Raw genomic sequence first — 16,843 nt, forward strand, 5'->3', positions numbered from 1 at the left:
TTTAAAGATTTCAGTTTGAAGATTTCAGTTTGAAGATTTCAGTTTGAAGATTTCAGTTTGAAGATTTCAGTTTGAAGATTTCAGTTTGAAGTTTGAAGTTTTCAGTTTGAAGTTTGAAGTTTGAAGTTTGAAGTTTTGAAGATTCCAGTTTGAAGATCCTAGTTTGAAGATCCTAGTTTGAACTTGGAACTTGAAACCTCAAACTTGAAACAAAAAAAATATACGTTCCACGTGGAACAAGAAAAATATAAAAGTAATTCTAGAAACCGCGTTAGCGGTTTTTGGAGAATAATAAAACAAAATGTTTTTAGAAGAATACGATGTTATTGTGGTTGGTGCTGGCCATGCTGGTTCTGAAGCTGCGGCTGCGGCTGCAAATTTGGGGTCGAAAACTTTATTGGTTACAATGAGTTTGCAAAACATTGCACAGATGTCATGTAATCCTGCGATGGGTGGAATTGCGAAAGGACAGATCGTTCGTGAAATTGATGCACTTGGTGGATATTCAGGAATTGTTTCAGATCGTACGGCAATTCAATTTAAGATGTTGAATAAATCGAAAGGACCTGCAATGTGGTCGCCGAGAGTTCAAAGTGACAGAATGCGTTTTGCAGAAGAATGGCGAATGATGTTGGAGGCTACTCCAAATCTTGATTTTTATCAAGAGATGGTAAAAGGGTTGATTATCGAAGACGGAAAGATAAAAGGAATTAGAACTTCGCTTGGTGTGGAGATTCGTTCCAAATCTGTGGTTTTGACAAACGGTACTTTTTTAAATGGTTTGATTCATATCGGAGAAAAACAATTCGGAGGTGGTAGAGCAGGAGAAAGTGCTGCAACCGGAATTACCGAAGATTTGATTAAAGCAGGTTTTGAAGCTGGAAGAATGAAAACGGGAACGCCACCTCGAGTAGATGGACGTTCTTTAGATTATTCTAAAATGAATGAAGAAAAAGGAGATGCAAAGCCAGATAAGTTTTCTTATTCAGATATGACTTCTCCGTTAACGCATCAGCGTTCTTGTTACATGACATATACGTCTTTGAATGTTCACGATATTTTGAGAGAAGGTTTTGATCGCTCTCCAATGTTCAATGGAAGAATCAAAAGTTTAGGACCAAGATACTGTCCATCGATTGAAGATAAAATAAATCGTTTTGCAGATAAAGAGCGTCACCAATTATTTGTTGAACCAGAAGGATGGAATACATGTGAAGTTTACGTAAATGGATTTTCAACTTCTCTTCCAGAGGATATCCAATTCAAAGCGCTTCGTTCTGTAGCAGGTTTTGAAAATGTAAAATTTTTTAGACCTGGTTATGCAATCGAATATGATTTCTTTCCTCCAACTCAATTGAAACATACTTTGGAAACGAAGTTAGTTGAAGGACTATATTTCGCTGGACAAATTAACGGAACAACCGGATATGAAGAAGCAGCTTCTCAAGGTTTGATGGCAGGTATTAATGCACACTTGAAAGTGCATGAAAAAGATCCATTGATTTTAAAACGTGATGAAGCATACATTGGAGTTCTAATTGATGACTTGATTACGAAAGGAACGGAAGAACCATATCGAATGTTTACCTCAAGAGCAGAGTATAGAACTTTGTTGCGTCAAGATAATGCCGATTTCAGATTGACTCCAATGTCATATGAAATTGGTCTAGCTTCTGAAGATCGTTTGCGAAGAATGGAAAAGAAATTGAACGAGTCTGAAAAGATGGTTCAATTTTTTAAAGAAACAAGTGTTACAATTGCAGAAACTAACCCGATTTTGGAAGCAAAAGAATCTGCACCGATTTCGCAGGGAGATAAAATGTTTAAAATCTTTTCTCGTCCGCAAATTGAATTGGAAGATATGTTGAAGTTTGAAAAAGTTTCGGCTTACATCGAAGAGAATGATTTGGATGAAGAAATTGTAGAGCAAGCCGTAATTCAAGTAAAATATTCTGGTTATATCGAAAAAGAAAGAAATAATGCAGATAAGTTGAATCGCCTGGAAGAAGTAAAAATTCCAGACAATTTTGATTATAACAAAATAAAATCAATGTCTATTGAAGCCAAACAGAAATTAAGCAAGATTCGTCCTGTAACCATTTCTCAAGCTTCAAGAATAAGCGGGGTATCACCAAGTGATATTTCCGTGCTTTTGATTTATATGGGAAGATAAAAAAGTTTGCAGTCTCAGTTTTAAGCTTCCAGTTTTTACTGTGACTAAAAACTTTTAAATGTTCCACGTGAAACTATATTGCTTTTAGGTTTTTATTTCAGAATCGAGAATAAATCTAGAATCTAAAGTCTGAAATCTAAAATTGTTTCTGTTCCACGTGAAACCTTTTGCTGAAACAAGAATGATTTTTTTGAAATAATTTGAATTATTAGCCGTTTCAGATGGAAAGAAAATCAGAATTGAAAAGGATATTATTTTGCATAGAGGATGAATAAAGTAGATTTGTAATTGTATTGAATTATCAATTTTGAAGAAATCACAAAGAGTTTTAGAAGAATAAAAGAAAAAACAAAAATCCTAAAAGCGATAAATTTCGTTTTTAGGATTTGCTATAAATTAAACCCAATATCTATAAAATTAAAAAATGAACGTTTTAAATAAAAAACACTTTCTTACGGTAAAAGACCATTCTGTTTCAAAAGAAATTTTTGATTTGTATTACGATGAAGAATTAGATATGCTAATTACTTCTCCACAGCCTGAACTTCAAAATTTAGGTAAATATTACGAAAGCGAAGATTATATTTCGCATACAGACAATAAACGTTCGTTATTTGAAAAAGCCTATCATTTCGTAAAAAATATTGCACTTAAGAATAAATTGAATTTAATCAATAGCCAGCAACCGAAAAAAGGAAAACTTTTGGATATTGGAGCTGGAACAGGTGATTTCCTTTTAACAGCAAAAAATGACGGTTGGGAAACAATTGGAGTAGAACCGAGCGATCGTGCTAAAAATATTGCTAAAGAAAAAGGAATTTCATTTGTAGAAGAAATTAGCGCTTTAGAAAGTAATTCTTTGGATGTAATTACCATGTGGCATGTTTTGGAACACGTTCCAAATTTAGAACATCAGATCCAAGAATTAAAGCGTTTATTAAAACCAACTGGAACATTAATTGTTGCGGTTCCAAACTACAAATCATTTGATGCCGGGCATTATGAAACTTTTTGGGCTGCTTATGATGTGCCAATTCATTTTTGGCATTTTTCGAAAAAATCAATCCAATTGCTTTTTGAAAGAGTAGATATGAAATTAGAAAAAATACTTCCAATGAAGTTCGATTCGTTTTATGTGAGCCTTTTATCAGAAAAATACAAAACCGGAAAGATGAATTATATCAAAGCTTTCTTCATAGGTTTAAAATCAAACTGGAAGGCAAGAAGCTCAAAGGAATACTCATCTCATATTTACGTTTTGAAAAACAAGTAAAAATTAAAGAATCATTCTAAAGCCGTTTTGTCTCTAAAAGACAAGATGGCTTTTTTAGCTAATCCAAAAACAAGACAAAAAACATCCAAAATATAGCGATAACATTGGTTTATGGCTATATTTTTTACTATAAATAAAAACAATATCATAAAATTTACGCATTTTTTAAACTTTATGTTGATGCTATTGATTTTTTTATATTTTTGTCTTCAATACTTAAAAAAATAGAATTATTAAAAATGAAAAAAGCATTAGTTATTATCGCACTTTCAGTTTTCGCAGTTTCTTGTAACAAAACAGCAGAGGTAAAGGAAGTAAAAACAGCTTACGTGGATACTTCGGTTTTGATGAAAGAATACACTGAGGCAAAAGATTTAGAGGCAAAGTACAAAGCTCAAGCGGAAGAAAAAGGGAGACAATTACAAGCTGAGATTTCACGTTTTAAACAAGACGCTGCTAATTTTCAAAGTCAGGCACAAGCAAACGGTCAAGCTTGGGCACAGCAAAGAGGTGCTGAATTGCAAAAAAGAGAGCAGCAGTTAGGTTATGCACAACAAGCATTAGCTCAACAGTTACAACAAGAAAGTGGTGTTGAAATGGATTCTCTTGTTAGTGGAGTTAAAAAATTCATTAAAGATTACGGAAAGAAAAACGGTTACTCTTACATCTACGGAACAGGAGATGCTGCAACAATTTTGTATGCTGAAGAGAAATACGATATCACAAAAGAAATTATCAAAGCTTTAAATGATAAATACAAAGCAGAGCCAAAAGCAGATGCAAAACCAGCAGCTGAAACAAAAGAAGGCGAAGCAAAAAAATAAAAAACTACCAAACTAACTAAATTACTGAAAACCTAAATCCACTAAGATTTAGGTTTTTTCTTTTTATAAAAATGCGGTAATTTTATTTCTTTAATACAAGCCCAATGCAGAACGTTTCAGAAGCGGCAGCTTATACTTTACAATTCATCAATCAGACTCAGAAATCTATTTTCCTTACGGGAAAAGCAGGTACTGGAAAAACCACGCTTTTACGCGAAATTATCGCGACCACGCATAAAAATACGGTGGTCGTTGCACCTACGGGAATTGCAGCTCTGAATGCTGGTGGCGTAACCATTCATTCCATGTTTCAACTTCCGTTTTCTGCGTTTATTCCATCATATGATGTGAGCGCGCAGTTTACGGAAACGGTAAAGTTTGAAAACAAAGAATCGTTGCGTCGTCATTTCAAAATGAATAACGTCAAGCGAAATGTAATCAAAAACATGGAGCTTCTGGTTATTGATGAAGTCAGTATGCTTCGCGCCGATTTGCTTGATGCAGTCGATTTCATGATGCAGACCGTTCGTAGAAATACTCATCCGTTTGGTGGAGTCCAGGTTTTGTTTATTGGAGACTTGCTTCAGTTGCCGCCGGTTATTCGCGATGAAGAATGGCGAACGCTGAAAAACTATTATCGCGGAAAGTTCTTTTTTCATTCACATGTTCTCCAAACATATCCGCCAATTTATATCGAATTGTCAAAAATTTACCGACAGACAGACGATGCTTTTATTTCGGTTTTGAACAATTTAAGAAATAACCAGATCACTCCAGAGGACATAACTATTCTAAATCAGTATGTTAAGCCAGATTTTGACTTTAAAGAGAACAAAGGTTATATCACTCTAACAACCCATAATGCCAAAGCTGATTCTATCAACTCGCAGTCAATCAATGATTTATATGGAAAAGAGTACATTTATACGCCATTTGTAGTGGGCGATTTTCCTGAAAAGATATTTCCAGTTGAAGAAGAACTGAAATTGAAAGTTGGCGCGCAGATCATGTTCGTCAAAAACGATTTGTCTTTTGAGAAAAGATATTTTAACGGAAAAATGGGCATAATCAAATCGCTTTCTGATGAAGAAATCTTTGTTCACTTTCCAGAAGAGAACATGACATTGGAAGTTGAAAAGTACGAATGGAAAAATATCCGCTACAAAGTCAACGAACAAACCAAAGATATTGAAGAGGAGGTTTTAGGAACTTTTGCGCATTACCCGATCAAGCTGGCGTGGGCGATTACGGTACACAAAAGCCAAGGTTTAACTTTTGACAAAGCAGCGCTCGATGTATCGCAAGTTTTTCTGCCCGGGCAAGCCTATGTAGCACTTTCGCGTTTGCGTTCCTTAAATGGGCTTATTTTGCTTTCTCCGATGCAGATGAATGGTATTTCGAATGATCAAGATGTGATGGATTATGCTTTGAATCGGGCAACAGAACAGGATTTACAAAATTCTCTTCATTTCGAAACCAAAAATTTTATTCATAACTATTTGGTTAACAGTTTTAATTGGGGTGAATTGGCGCAAGAATGGCGAAATCATCGTTTCAGTTATAACGAAAATGCGGCAGGTTCCGAAAAAACGAAACATGCGGTTTGGGCTCATAAACGGATGGAAATTATGGAGCAGCTTTTAGATCCTTCGCAGAAATTCATTTCTCAACTCAATAAAATTTTCATTAAAGAAACGGTCGATCTGTTTTTTGTGAAAGAAAGGGTAGAAGCGGCCTACGATTATTTTTTCAAACCAATGGACAAATTGGTTGATGATCTAATTTATAAAATGGCTGAAATTCAAAAATTTAAAAAAGTAAAAGAGTTCTATGAAGAACTTAATTTTTTAGAAGATCTCCAGACAAAAGCCGTTTTGAGATTGATGAAAGCCAAGTTATTGATTGAAGTTGTTGTGGCCGGTGAAGAAATCAGTAAAGAAAAGCTTTCGTCGCCAAATATTAAAAATTATAAAATCAACAAGGCGGAAAGAATCCGAGAAGAGCTTAAAACGACAAATGCAGACATTTTTAGAACAGAAGAGCCTGTTGTTCGATACAAATCAGCTAAAGCGGAAAAAAATGAGCTTAAAACGGCTAAAAAAACGACAGTCGAAGAAACATATGATTTGTGGATGGAGAAAAATTCGGTTGAAGATATTGCGAGAATGCGTAAATTGAATGTTCAAACAATCGAAGGGCATTTGATTAGACTTATTCAAGCGAAGAAAATTGAAATCACTGATGTTTTGCCTTATGATAAAATTTTGGCTTTGCGTGAGGCGTTTCAGTTTTATCAGGAAGAATCTTTGAGTCCTTTGAAAGAAAAATATGGAGATGAATTTACATGGGACGAATTGAAAATGTTCAAAGCGAGCATAAATTGATTTTTTGGAGCGTCCTACGTGAAACAGTGTTTTCATTTTTTCAAAATTCTAATTACTAACATATTAAATTATTTCTGATATGAAAATGTTTAAATTATTGCTAACAATTTTGGTTTTTAGTTCTTCGTTTCTGAATGCGCAAGATTTGAAACCAGAATACCAAAAATTCATTTCGAAATTTATTCTTGAGGTAAAAAGCAACGATAAAGAAGCAATTGCAAATCGAGTAAAATTTCCGTTCAAACGTGAATATCCAATTCCGCCAGTAAAAGACAAAGCTGATTTTATAAAAAGATACAATCAAATTTTTGATAAAGTTTTGATTGAAAAAATTGTAAAATCAAATCCAGCAAAAGATTGGTCAGAAGTGGGCTGGAGGGGAATTATGCTTAATCAAGGTGATTTGTGGATCGATACGGATGGAAGAATCATCAGTATAAATCACCAGTCTGAGGAAGAATTGAAATTGAAAAATTCAAAGATTTCAGAACAGAAAAAAAATGTAAATCCGTCACTATCAAATTTTAAAGAACCTGTCGCAATTCTTGAAACCTCTAAATTCAGAATTCGAATTGATGATTTGGGAAATGATAACTATCGATATGCATCATGGTCTCTGAACCAGAAGATGACTGACAAACCAGATCTAGTAATTGAAAAAGGAACTTTTCATGCTGATGGAACTGGTGGGAATCATCATTACGAATTTAAAAAAGGTAATTTCAGATATGAATGTCATTTCATTGTTTTGGGTGAAAAAGGTTCAGCTCCTGCGATGCTGATTGTTTATCAGTCAGAAAAAGAAATTTTATCTCAGGATGCAAAAATTGTTTCACGATAAACAGTGAAGGATAAGAGAGATACAAAAAAATCCCGTTCTTTTGAAACGGGATTTTTTTTGATTTATAGATTTTCGACTAGAATCCAGGCTTGTGGATTTTCGCCTTTTTGTATTTCTTTTTGAGCTTGTTCAGCTTCTTTCATAGTAGCGTAACTTCCGTACAAAACAGGAAATAAGCCATGTTTGTTTTCTTTCAGCATTCTAGCTTTGAAACCGTCTTTAATGAGTTGATTGTAAGCTTTTCTAGCATTAGCTTCACTTCTGAAAGCACCAGCCATAATATGATAAGGCATTGTTGTTTCAACAGTTTCAACTTTAGCAGAATCAACAGAAAGTGTCACAGCTGGAAGCGGACTTTTAATGAAGAAAGTTGCTTCTTGAATTTTGTTCTGTACTTTTTTCTGAACCGCTTGTTCTACAACAAGTGTTTGGTTATCGATTTGATTTTGATATAATGGGTAACCAATGCTTCCTGTAATTCCAAGTCCCAGAACTAGAATTGCTGCATAACGCAAGAACGGGTTTGAAGATTTAGTTTCTTCTTCGTTTTCGTATAATAAAACAGCATCTTTTTCTTTTGCCGCAATCTTTTCGATTTTTTTCTCAAAAGCCTCTTTTTTCACCATCGGAGAAACGAAAGGGCTTAATCCAAAAGAAGTTGCCAGATAATTGGTTTGGTCGTTTGGTTTAAAAACAATATTGCTTTCAGAATTTAAACGTAGTTCTCCAATGTTTTTTAAAAGAATTACGCCTTCTTCTTCCAATGTTTTTTTCCAGTTCAAAACCTCAAATGCAATTGCGCTTACAGCAAAACCATAAGATGTTTTTTCTGCTTGTGCAATATGATTTGCCAATAATCCGTCATTGTTTTTTATACGGCTGTTGAAAGAAATGGTTTTTTTTGGAGGAAAAAACGAATTAGTGCTTTCATTTAGCTGCGCCGAATGTGTTTCGGTTAAAAATGCACCAAATCCTGGAACCGTTACACACTGATAACGATACAATAACTGTGAGATATATACTTCGATTTTCATGTTAACAAAGTTAGCCAACGCGTATAGTTATCAAAATTTTATTCACAATTTTTATTAACAATTCAGAATTATTTTTATACAATTCGTTTTCAATTAATTACACTAACTATTACGCACTTTAAGAAATGTTTCTATAATTTATTTTTAAATTTTATTAATAAATTACTTTGTTTTATAGATATTTGCCCTCCAAAAGAAGTAGGTTTATTTTTTCTATTTTACATAATGTTATATGCAATGACCGATCAGGAATTATTTAGTTTACTTGCCTTATTAAAGGTTGATGGAGTGGGAGATATAATGGGCAAGAAATTGCTTAATTCGTTTGGCGATGCTTCTGCCATTTTTAAAGCTAAGAATTCTGATTTGGCAGCTGTTGACGGAATCGGATCTGTTTTGATTAAGAATCTTAAGGATAAAACTATTTTCGAAAAAGCCGACAAGGAATTGTCATTTATAAAAAACAGCAATATTCAGGTTTCTTTTTTCCAGGATGAAAACTATCCAGAAAGACTTAAGCATTGTTTCGATGCTCCAATTCTAATTTTTACCGCGGGTAATCTTGATTTCAAGAAAAAAAGATTAATTAGTATTGTTGGCACTAGACAGATTACCTCTTACGGAACAGATTTCTGTAAAAAACTCATAGAAGATTTAGCTCCGTTAGATCCTGTTATCGTTAGTGGTTTTGCTTATGGAGTTGATATTGTAGCACATCAGGCATCGATGGATCATGACTTGCAAACTGTTGCCGTGCTGGCTCATGGATTGAATCAGATTTATCCGCGAACGCATAAAAAATACATGGCAAAAATGGAAGAGAATGGTGGATTTATAACGGAGTTTTGGAGCGATTCGAATCCTGATAAAGAGAAGTTTGTTCGTCGAAATCGCATCGTGGCTGGAATGACAGAAGCAACAATTGTCATAGAATCTGCCGATAAAGGCGGTTCGTTAATTACTGCAAATATGGCCAACGAGTATAATCGTGATGTCTTTGCTGTGCCTGGAAGGGTGACAGATAAGTACAGTCAAGGTTGTAATAATTTGATTAAAACGCAGAAAGCTAATCTATTAACAAGTGCTGCAGATTTAATCTATATGCTGAATTGGGATATTAAAGAAAAGCCGAAAAATATTCAGAAACAGCTTTTTATTGATTTAGAACCTCAAGAACAAAAGGTTTATGATTTTCTTCAAAAAAATGGGAAAGAATTATTAGATATCATTTCAATTGAATGCGAAATCCCAATTTTCAAGCTGTCTGGGATTTTGATTGGTATGGAATTAAAAGGCGTTATTAGACCACTTCCGGGAAAACTTTTTGAATCAATTTAACGCAGAAAATCCTATATATTATTTTCTTGTAAAATGTTTGTACAATCGATATAGAATATAAATCACCACTAAGCCGAATAGTATATTCAAGACTTGAAATAGATATGGCGGAACGTTATAATCTTCAATATACTTATCCATTTTTTGTTTTTAAATGATTAATATACATGAAGTTACAAAAAAATAATTAAAATCAATGTTAAAAGAAAAACGCTGACCAAATTTAAAATGATCAGCGTTTCTTTAAAAGATAGTTTTTGAATTATTTTTCAAATCCTAAAACTTCTCTAACTTTTGCTAAAACACCATCAGCAATTACAGAAGCTTTTGCAGCGCCCTTTTTCAATAAAGCGTCTACTTCTTCAAGGTTGTTGATATAGTAATTGTATTTTTCTCTTTCAGTTTTGAATTTTTCTGTAATCAATTCAAACAAAGCTTGTTTGGCATGACCATAACCGTAGTTCCCACCTAAATAATTTGCTCTCATTTGAGCAGTCTGCTCTTCGTTTGCTAAAAGAGAATAAATTGCAAATGCATTACAAGTATCTGGATTTTTTGGCGCTTCAAGCGGGGTACTGTCAGTTTCGATACTCATTACTTGTTTGCGTAAAGCTTTATCGTCCAAGAAAATGTTTATTATATTATTGGCAGATTTACTCATTTTTCCGCCATTTGTTCCAGGAATCAGCATAATGTTTTCCTGAATTTTTGCTTCAGGAAGAACAAATGTTTCACCCATTTGGTGGTTAAAACGTGATGCTACATCACGAGTAATTTCTAAATGCTGCAATTGATCTTTTCCAACAGGAACAAATTCAGCATCGTACAATAAAATATCGGCCGCCATCAACATCGGATAGGTGAAAAGTCCCGCGTTAACATCGTCTAAACGATCAGCTTTATCTTTGAAAGAATGAGCTAAAGTCAATCTTTGAAACGGAAAAAAACAGCTTAAGTACCAAGTCAATTCAGTAGTCTGAACCACATCAGATTGTCTGTAAAATGTAACTTTTTCAGGATTTAAACCACAAGCAAGCCAAGCCGCAGCTGTGCTATAAGTATTTTCTCTTAAAGTCTTTCCATCTTTAATCTGAGTAATTGAATGCAAATCGGCAATAAACAAATAAGATTCATTTGCTGGATCATTTGATAATTCGATTGCCGGAATAATTGCTCCTAATAAATTTCCTAAATGCGGTGTTCCTGTACTTTGAACACCAGTAAGTATTTTTGCCATTCTCGTTTTTTTCTTAATTGCAAAGTTCGGGAAGTTTTTTATAACCGCAAAGTTCATAAGGATTTTGGTTAAAGTTTTACCAATTTACTGTATGTTTTTTAACGCAAAGTGCGCAAAGGTTTTTCGCAAAGGAAATAAGCTTATTTCTGAAAGAACCGCTTTGCTGTAAGTTCACAAAGCTTCATCTTAAGCAAAATAATCTTTTATGCGTAAGTATTATTGTTAGAATTGAAAAATAGGAAAATATTTATAAATTTGATTTTTGAATATGACAGAAAACGAAATATCAAATATTATAATTGGCCTTGCTATAGATGTCCATAAAAAACTCGGACCAGGTTTATTGGAAAATGTTTATAAGGAATGTTTGTTTTATAAAATTAAACAAAGAGGACTTCTTGTAGAAAAAGAGAAAGCTTTGCCATTAGTTTTTGAAGAAGTTCAACTTGATTGCGGATATCGGATTGATTTGCTTGTAGAGAACAAATTCCTAATTGAAATCAAAAGTGTTGAATCATTAACTGTTAATCATTTAGCACAAACATTAACCTATTTAAGAGTAGGAAATTTTAAACTTGGCTTGCTCATAAATTTCAGTGAAAGTTTATTAAAAAATGGTATTAGAAGAGTTGCTAATAATTTATAGATAAAGCTTTGCGAACTTATAGCAAAGCAAATTTTCACATTTATTGCTTTAAAAACTTTGCGAAAATACTTTGTGAGCTTTGCGTTAAAAGAAGCCTTACACTAGAAAAAAAATCTTGTTTAGAATTCATTTCTGTTTTCTTACATTTGAAGCTATGAAAATATTTAAAATTGCTTTTTGGATTCTTTGGAGAGTTTGGTTTTATGTCTTGATGGCGATTCCAATACTCATTATGTTGCCTTTTTTGCTTATTTCTATCCTCTCTGAGAAAGGATATCCGTATTTCTTTAAAATGGCCCGCATTTGGGCTAAATTTATCCTTTTCGGAATGGGTTTCTATTACACCGTAAAACGCGAACAGAAGCTCATTAAAGGGAAAAGTTATATGATTGTGGCTAATCATACCTCAATGACTGATATTATGCTGATGCTGGCACTTGTAAAAAATCCGTTCGTTTTTGTTGGAAAGAAAGAATTGGTGAAGATTCCGCTTTTTGGATTTTTTTACAAACGCACTTGTATTTTGGTTGACAGAAGTTCTTCTAAAAGCAAAAATGAAGTATTTAAAAGAGCTCAAAATCGTCTTAACCAAGGTTTGAGTATTTGTATTTTTCCGGAAGGGGGAGTTCCAGATGACGAAAGCATTTTGCTGGATGAGTTTAAAGATGGTGCATTTAGATTGGCAATAGATCATCAGATTCCGATTGTGCCAATTGTTTTTCCGGACAATAAGGAGCGTTTTTCATATACGTTTATGAGCGGAAGTCCTGGTAAAATGCGAGCTCGAATTTTGCCGTTTGTAGAAACAAAAGGTTTGACAAGCGATAACCGAAAAGAGTTACGAGACCAAGTTAGAAATATGATTTACAATGGTTTGATCGATTTTCAGAAATAAACATAAAAACATTATGTAAAATACAAAATCCGGCAGATTAATTTATCTGCCGGATTTTCTTTGAATTAAAAACCCCTATTTTTATTCAAAAGTTATTATCTGTGAATTATCTTTTCTGAAATAAAACGCAATACTTTCTTAAATTTTAATTTGGTTTTTCTTCGGTTTTTATTGTACAACAATTCTATTTTTTCTTTCATGATTAAAAATATTAATGGTTGATAATAAAGAGTTTGGTTATTAACTCAAGTTAATTTCACATTATTATAGATACAGAAAATTTAAAAAGGTTGCGTTAGAATTTTAATTAAAACAGAATTTTTTGATAAAAACCCGCTAGTTTAAACAACTAACGGATTTTTTTACTCAAATAACCAATCAACGTAAATTCTAAAAAAAACTCCAATTGATATATGGCAGTACCAATTACAAACTGCTTTTTTCTAATAGATGGCGGTTTAGTAAAAAGGTTGCGTAGAAATTTAATTTTTTTTCATAATAAAAAAGCCGAGTGATTTTTGTGTAATCACTCGGCTTTTAAAGTGTCTTTTTTAGACTTATTTTTTAGGCATTAGCCAATTCTTTCATGTGTTCTTTAATCTTAACTTCTAGTTCTTCAGCAAGTTCTGGATTATCCTTAATTAAAGTTTTAACAGCATCACGTCCTTGTCCTAGTTTTGTGTCGCCGTAGCTAAACCAAGATCCTGCTTTTTTAACAATGTCAAATTCAACAGCTAGGTCTAAGATTTCACCAGTTTTAGAAACTCCTTCTCCGTACATAATGTCAAACTCGGCAGTTTTAAATGGCGGTGCTACTTTGTTTTTAACAATTTTAACTTTAGTTCTGTTACCAATTACGTTTTCACCATCCTTAATTTGAGCAGAACGACGAATATCTAAACGTACAGAAGCGTAAAATTTAAGTGCGTTACCCCCGGTTGTAGTTTCTGGATTTCCGAACATAACACCGATTTTTTCACGAAGCTGGTTGATGAAGAAAACTGTACAATTTGTTTTGCTGATAGTTCCAGTAAGTTTTCTTAAAGCTTGAGACATCAAACGTGCATGAAGACCCATTTTTGAATCTCCCATTTCGCCTTCAATCTCACTTTTTGGAGTTAAAGCCGCAACAGAGTCAATTACAACGATGTCTATAGCTCCAGAACGAATAAGGTTTTCAGCAATTTCTAAAGCTTGTTCTCCGTTGTCTGGCTGAGAGATGATTAAGTTCTCAATATCAACATTTAATTTCTCTGCGTAATTTCTATCAAAAGCATGTTCGGCATCGATAAAAGCAGCAATACCACCTGCTTTTTGAGCTTCTGCAATGGCGTGAAGCGTCAAAGTTGTTTTTCCAGAAGATTCTGGACCATATATTTCAATAATTCTTCCTTTTGGATATCCGTTTACTCCAAGAGCTAAGTCTACACCTAGTGAGCCAGAAGAAATCGTTTCTACCTCTACAATGGCTCTGTCGCCCATTTTCATTACGGTTCCTTTTCCGTAGGTTTTATCAAGTTTATCAAGCGTTAATTGTAGTGCTTTTAATTTGGCTTCTTTCTCTGAACTCATTTTTTTTAATATCTAAATTATTATTTTGTCTTTTTGGATAAATATAAGAAAAATCTTCTATATTTTTATTAATCAGTTTTATAATTTGTAAAATTACTTCTTTTTTTGAAGTTTGATTGTTCCAAATTGTCACAAAATTGTTCTATACAAATAAAGCCTTTAATTCAGTCGCGTCGGTTGGTTTTATTTTTCCGGCCAGCAGTAAACTCAATTGTTTACGACGAAGCGCAGCATCAAATCGCTGAATTTCTAATTCGGTTTCAGGTACAATTGCTGGAACTTCAACTGGTCTTCCGGTGTCGTCTACGGCAACGAAAGTATAAATTGCTTCGTTGGCTTTAGTTCTGTTTCCAGATTCGCGGTCTTCTACCCACACGTCAATAAAAACTTCCATTGAACTTTTGAATGATCTAGAAACCTTTGCTTCTACGGTTACAACGCTTCCAAGCGAAATGGCTCTGTTAAAAGCAACGTGATTTACAGATGCCGTTACTACGATTCGGCGAGAATGCCTGCGGGCCGCAATACTTGCCGCACGATCCATTCTGGCTAATAACTCACCGCCAAAAAGATTGTTTAAAGGATTTGTTTCGCTCGGTAAAACTAAATCAGTTAAAATAGTTAGGGATTCTGAAGGATGTTTTGGATTCATTTTTTATAATAATTTTTTTTAATGCCACTCCCGAAAACCCATCGGGATTACAATTCACATAGATTTTCAATCTATAAAATCTGAGGCTTTTTTTTAAACTTTAGTTGAATTAATTCAACCAATAAACAGCCATTACAGCTGGTATAAAATATATAACAATGGTTCTCGCACCATCGTAATCTTTTGCAAGTCTTTGTCCGAAAAGCATCATTAGTAAACAGATACAAGAAAAGATAGCTCCATAAAAACCAAATTCTCTGCCATTATTTGTAAACAATTGAATTGCGCCCACAACACATAAAATTCCAGAAATCAATTCTAAAATCAATAAATGTAAAAGGGCAAGCGGAACTTGATTTTTTAAAGGCGTTTTGGCAAAATGTTCTTTTAGCCAGGTGACATTATCTTTCCAGTAAAAAATCTTTTCGTAACCGGATTGTAGAAAAGTTAAAGCTAGAAAAGCCAAAAGCAAAATTGAGGCAACATTGTTCATTATGAATTATTTTTTATGAATTAAACGAGTCAATTTGATCGATAAATCGGTAAGGATAATTTTTGCATTTCCATTTCTTTCAATATGATACATAGCATCTGAAAGTTCTTTGAATATTTCGTGAATATTATTTCCGTTTACGAAAGGAGCAAAATTCTCTAATTTAAATTTATCCACTTTTGGTTCGATATAAACTAAATCTTGTGCCTGATAATTTAGCATAAGAGCTTGTCGAAACATTTCAATACAATATTGAATAAATTTTTTCTGGCTTTCGCGTCCCAGCGCAGCAATCTGTTCGCTCCAAGAAATTAAATCCTGAATGGCTGCGGCATTTCCTTTTGCCCTAAAAGCAGCACGAACCCAGTTGACAAACCATTGTTCGAACGGAAGATCGTCATCATCTTCTTTTAACAAGTGCAATGCTTTATTAAAGTTCCCTTGAGCTTGATGCGCAATTTTTTTGGCTAATCCCGCATCTATGTTTTCTTGGCTAACTAAAGCGTCGGCAATAACTTTTTCTGGAAGCCCGCTAAAGTGGATCACTTGGCATCTTGAACGGATGGTTTGTATAATATCTTCTTCATTTTCAGAAATGAGAATAAACATCGTTTTGTCTGATGGTTCTTCGAGAAGTTTCAAAAGTTTGTTGGAGGCTGCGATATTCATTTTATCAGCCATCCAGATAATCATAATCTTATAGCCGCCCTCGTAAGATTTTAGCGAAAGCGATTTTAAAACTTCTTGTGCATCTTCTACACGAATTTCCCCTTGTTTGTTTTGAACACCGAGAATTTTGTACCAATCGAACAAACCGCCGTAAGGCATTTCTTGAATAAAGCTTCGCCAATCCTGAATAAAATCTAAACTTTTTGGTTTTGTTTTTACGTCTTCGGTTGTAACGGTTGGGTAAATAAAATGCAGATCGGGATGAGAGATGTTATCAAACTTTAGATTGCAAGAATCATTTCCGTTTGAATTTTCATTACCGGTATTGCCACATAAAATATATTGGGCATAAGCAATGGCAGTTATTAATGTGCCGCTTCCTTCTGGGCCAACGAATAATTGAGCATGAGGAATTCTACCAGAAGCAGCACTTTTTATCAAGTGGCTTTTGATGTAATCTTGACCTAAAATTTGAGAAAATTGCATGACGCAAAGATAGAAGAAAATGTGTAGGCAAAAATTTCAGAAGTAAGATTATTTATTCGTTCCAATTTTCAAATTTAGGTTCGAAGTTTTCGAATGATTTTTTGATTTTTTTTGGATCACTTTCGACAGAATTTTGTTAATAAATATCTTCAAGTGAGTAAATATCAAGATGTTTTTGTTAATATTTTTTTTCCAATTTCGGTAATCGAAGGTGTTTTTTTGATTATTTATAGAGTTAATTTTATATTTTTTATAGTTAATATCTTACGTATTTTTGATTAACATTTTTAACAAAATGCCCGTTAAAACGCACATTTTCTCGACAT

General features: G+C 33.6%; 14 protein-coding genes. 8 read left to right on the forward strand and 6 right to left on the reverse strand.

Features of this window, described 5'->3' with window-relative positions; genetic code table 11:
* Positions 1-301: 301 nt before the first annotated feature.
* The 5 genes from mnmG to BB050_RS07920 all read left to right on the forward strand — a co-directional run bounded on the left by mnmG (position 302) and on the right by BB050_RS07920 (position 7,495).
* Positions 302-2,173, forward strand: a complete 1,872-nt coding sequence (mnmG, locus tag BB050_RS07900; protein ID WP_066033197.1) for a tRNA uridine-5-carboxymethylaminomethyl(34) synthesis enzyme MnmG — start codon at positions 302-304, stop codon at positions 2,171-2,173.
* A gap of 424 nt (positions 2,174-2,597) precedes the next feature.
* Complete coding sequence (locus BB050_RS07905) at positions 2,598-3,446, forward strand: class I SAM-dependent methyltransferase (RefSeq protein ID WP_066033198.1); 849 nt, start codon at positions 2,598-2,600, stop codon at positions 3,444-3,446.
* 239 nt (positions 3,447-3,685) lie between these two features.
* Positions 3,686-4,270, forward strand: coding sequence for an OmpH/Skp family outer membrane protein (locus BB050_RS07910; RefSeq protein WP_066033199.1), 585 nt, complete (start codon positions 3,686-3,688; stop codon positions 4,268-4,270).
* Between the two features lie 104 nt (positions 4,271-4,374).
* Positions 4,375-6,654 (forward strand): helix-turn-helix domain-containing protein, encoded by a 2,280-nt coding sequence (locus tag BB050_RS07915; protein WP_066033200.1) that lies wholly within the window; start codon positions 4,375-4,377, stop codon positions 6,652-6,654.
* A 79-nt stretch (positions 6,655-6,733) separates the two neighbouring features.
* Positions 6,734-7,495, forward strand: a complete 762-nt coding sequence (locus BB050_RS07920; protein ID WP_066033201.1) for a hypothetical protein — start codon at positions 6,734-6,736, stop codon at positions 7,493-7,495.
* A gap of 62 nt (positions 7,496-7,557) precedes the next feature.
* On the opposite strand, the gene BB050_RS07925 is transcribed toward BB050_RS07920, so the two are convergent.
* Complete coding sequence (locus BB050_RS07925; RefSeq protein WP_066033202.1) at positions 7,558-8,529, reverse strand: HU domain-containing protein; 972 nt, start codon at positions 8,527-8,529, stop codon at positions 7,558-7,560.
* Positions 8,530-8,766: 237 nt separating this feature from the next.
* On the opposite strand from BB050_RS07925, the gene dprA reads away from it, so the two are divergent.
* Positions 8,767-9,867 carry a DNA-processing protein DprA gene (gene dprA / locus BB050_RS07930; RefSeq protein ID WP_066035119.1) on the forward strand — a complete coding sequence of 367 codons (1,101 nt, stop codon included), beginning with the start codon at positions 8,767-8,769 and terminating at the stop codon, positions 9,865-9,867.
* A 262-nt stretch (positions 9,868-10,129) separates the two neighbouring features.
* Here dprA and trpS read toward each other — a convergent pair whose 3' ends face one another.
* Positions 10,130-11,104: a tryptophan--tRNA ligase gene (gene trpS / locus BB050_RS07935; RefSeq protein ID WP_035691448.1), complete on the reverse strand. Its 975-nt coding sequence runs from the start codon at positions 11,102-11,104 to the stop codon at positions 10,130-10,132.
* Between the two features lie 268 nt (positions 11,105-11,372).
* Here trpS and BB050_RS07940 point away from each other — a divergent pair, with 268 nt between their 5' ends.
* Together BB050_RS07940 and BB050_RS07945 are read left to right on the forward strand one after the other, a co-directional pair.
* The gene (locus BB050_RS07940; protein WP_066033203.1) at positions 11,373-11,750 is read left to right on the forward strand and encodes a GxxExxY protein; all 378 of its coding nucleotides are present in this window, start codon (positions 11,373-11,375) and stop codon (positions 11,748-11,750) included.
* Positions 11,751-11,904: 154 nt separating this feature from the next.
* Positions 11,905-12,645: a lysophospholipid acyltransferase family protein gene (locus BB050_RS07945; protein WP_066033204.1), complete on the forward strand. Its 741-nt coding sequence runs from the start codon at positions 11,905-11,907 to the stop codon at positions 12,643-12,645.
* 564 nt (positions 12,646-13,209) lie between these two features.
* Here the strand turns inward: BB050_RS07945 and recA are convergent.
* The 4 genes from recA to BB050_RS07970 form a co-directional block, all read right to left on the reverse strand.
* Positions 13,210-14,217, reverse strand: a complete 1,008-nt coding sequence (recA, locus tag BB050_RS07950) for a recombinase RecA (protein WP_008465737.1) — start codon at positions 14,215-14,217, stop codon at positions 13,210-13,212.
* A 142-nt stretch (positions 14,218-14,359) separates the two neighbouring features.
* Positions 14,360-14,869, reverse strand: coding sequence for an acyl-CoA thioesterase (locus BB050_RS07960; RefSeq protein ID WP_008465736.1), 510 nt, complete (start codon positions 14,867-14,869; stop codon positions 14,360-14,362).
* A gap of 109 nt (positions 14,870-14,978) precedes the next feature.
* Entirely contained in the window at positions 14,979-15,362 is a 384-nt protein-coding gene (locus BB050_RS07965; protein ID WP_008465735.1) for a hypothetical protein, read from the reverse strand.
* Between the two features lie 6 nt (positions 15,363-15,368).
* Positions 15,369-16,517 carry a DNA polymerase III subunit gene (locus tag BB050_RS07970; RefSeq protein WP_066033206.1) on the reverse strand — a complete coding sequence of 383 codons (1,149 nt, stop codon included), beginning with the start codon at positions 16,515-16,517 and terminating at the stop codon, positions 15,369-15,371.
* Between the last annotated feature and the right edge of the window lie 326 nt (positions 16,518-16,843).

The organism is Flavobacterium anhuiense, from assembly GCF_001705175.1.
Lineage (GTDB): Bacteria > Bacteroidota > Bacteroidia > Flavobacteriales > Flavobacteriaceae > Flavobacterium > Flavobacterium anhuiense.